This window comes from Microbacterium sp. zg.Y909, from assembly GCF_024626565.1.
On record NZ_JANJFJ010000746.1, the window covers coordinates 1 to 527 of the forward strand.

Genomic DNA, 527 nt, shown 5'->3' on the forward strand with positions numbered 1-527 from the left:
CCGGCGCGGAACGACTGGTGTCCGGCCGGCTGCACCGGCGGACCGTCCCCGTAGCCCCCCAGCCAGAGCATGCCCCCGAACGCCATGCACGTGGCATCCGTCGCCCGGTAGTGCGCATACGGACCGCTCAGCCCGAAGGGGGTGATGACCGTCGTGGTCAGGGTGGGGAACAACTCCCCGAGCGCGTCGTAGGTGAAACCCGCGGCCCCGAGGTCGTGCTGCGTCCTGTCGTCGAGCAGGAGATCGGCCGAGGCGACGAGGCGTGCGAAAGCGGAGCGCCCCCCGCTCGTCGCGACGTCCATGCGGATCGACCTCTTGTCCGCGTTGTCATAGGCGAAGCGCAGGCTGGCGCCCGAACCGGCCAGCGGGGGCGCGGTGCGGTAGCTCGAGCCCGACGGAGGTTCGACGAGGATGACGTCGGCCCCGAGCTGGGCGAACAGCCGGCCGCAGTAGTTCGCGATCTCTCCGCCCAGGTCGAGGATGCGCAGGCCTTCCAGCGCGCCCGCAGGCGGCGTGGTCGTGGTCAT

1 protein-coding gene is annotated in these 527 nt (G+C 71.3%); it reads right to left on the reverse strand.

Annotation, left to right across the window (positions count from 1 at the left end):
- Window positions 1-527 (reverse strand): CoA transferase (locus NQ160_RS24530; RefSeq protein ID WP_257517556.1); only part of this gene is annotated, 527 nt, incomplete at both ends.